Source organism: Pseudomonas sp. 05T35 (assembly GCF_056396605.1).
Genome location: NZ_JBFTLU010000700.1, coordinates 1 through 1499, shown reverse-complemented (window position 1 = coordinate 1499; position 1499 = coordinate 1). Strand labels below are relative to the sequence as shown.

General features: G+C 55.4%; 2 protein-coding genes. Both read right to left on the bottom strand.

Annotated elements, in window-relative coordinates; genetic code table 11:
- Positions 1 to 630: DUF2931 family protein (locus AC1DH9_RS29005; RefSeq protein WP_477749294.1), on the bottom strand; the 630-nt coding region annotated here is incomplete at its 3' end.
- The coding region (locus AC1DH9_RS29000) for a phospholipase effector Tle1 domain-containing protein (RefSeq protein WP_477809320.1) at positions 623 to 1499 on the bottom strand (877 nt) is incomplete at its 5' end. The genes AC1DH9_RS29000 and AC1DH9_RS29005, both read right to left, overlap by 8 nt.

Below are 1499 nucleotides of genomic sequence, written 5' to 3'. Positions count from 1 at the left end.
TTTGGATTCTTCTGAAAGGGGTCGATGTTTTCCGTTGGAGGTGCCGCCGTAAGGGCCTTCGGGATTGATCGTGCCTTGTACGCGAGTGACTTCGGTCGACTTCAGGCAAGGGCCACCCAAATACACTTTGGCGATACCGCCAGGTGCCAAGCCAATAATCAGAATGTTTCGGTAATCGGTTTTCCATTTGCCAACCGCGCCACAATAAGCTTCTTCGCTCTTGAGCATGGTGGTTCGAGCCGATTCGGGGATTTCAATATACGCCTCATAAGTTTGCGGCTCGGCCAGCGACTGCCAGCGTACGTAGACCAAGCGGGGTAGATCAGCGCCTGTTAGATAACGGCCACTCCCGCCCGGATGCTTGGGCCATCCTTTGGGTTGGCCGCGAAACGTCGTTGGTATGCCTTTACTGAATGCCCTCGGATAACCGGTAGACACTCCTCCGCTGCCCGCCCCGCGAAACACTCGCTCATTGATATCAACGACATCAGCCGTTTCAATCCAGGCTTCCATATAGGGTGGCCCAAAGAAATGGAGGTCCCAGGTTTCATAAGGAAGCGCTCGACTTTTTCCGAGTGTGCATCCGGCCAAAAAAAAGGCGATCAACAGCACAAAGCTTTTCTTAAACATTGGGATGCACCACGCGCACATGGTTTTCGGCGGGACGATTGATGAACACGATATCCAGATCGCTATTCTTGAAGCCTTTGAGGGCGTTCCAGTTCGCAGAGAGATGGATATAGCGCCCAACGAGCAAAGCCTCTTCGTCCAGGCTCAAACCCGCGCGGCGGGTTTCGCCCAGCGCGTAAGCCATCAGTTTTTGAGCGATGGGTTGCAGTTCAACAGGCAACGCATATTTTTGGTCCTCATCGTCGATGTCGTCGAAAGGCACGTCGTGCCTTGCACCCAACTCACGCATGATGCGCAGGTAAACCAAGGCCAGTTCATTACGCACCTCCCGCTGGCTGCTGACCGCCGCATACACATGCTGCCACTTTTCGTGGTCACCTTTGACCTTGCGTTCAAACTTCAGCACCCAGGTTTGCACCTGCAATGGCAGATCATGAAGGTTGAGCTGATCCTGAAGGCGATGCAGTTCGGTTTGGGTCCAGCGATAGGCAATGGATCTCATGGGGGACACGTGAGCATCCTCCTGGCTACGGAATGGCTTGCTGAGCAGAATGTGCTCAGGGGTGCGATGCAGATAACCGCCACCAAGGTCAGAATGAACGCCCGGCAACACGATATCGGCGGCGCCTGCACTGTTGAGCGAAAAGTTGTGGCGACGCTCGTCCCGCGCTACCAGATGCACGACTTTTTTGGCCATGTCCGGCGCCAGGTACAGGTTGACGCCAGGATTGTTGGCATCGTGGACGCTGATGCCGCCAATGGAAACGCTCGCGACGGCAGCCACGGTGTCGAAGATACCGATGAAGTTGATGGAGGCGTCGGTCTTGGTCCGCCAGGCAAACGCTTCGACGAACAGCGGTGAGTTGGCC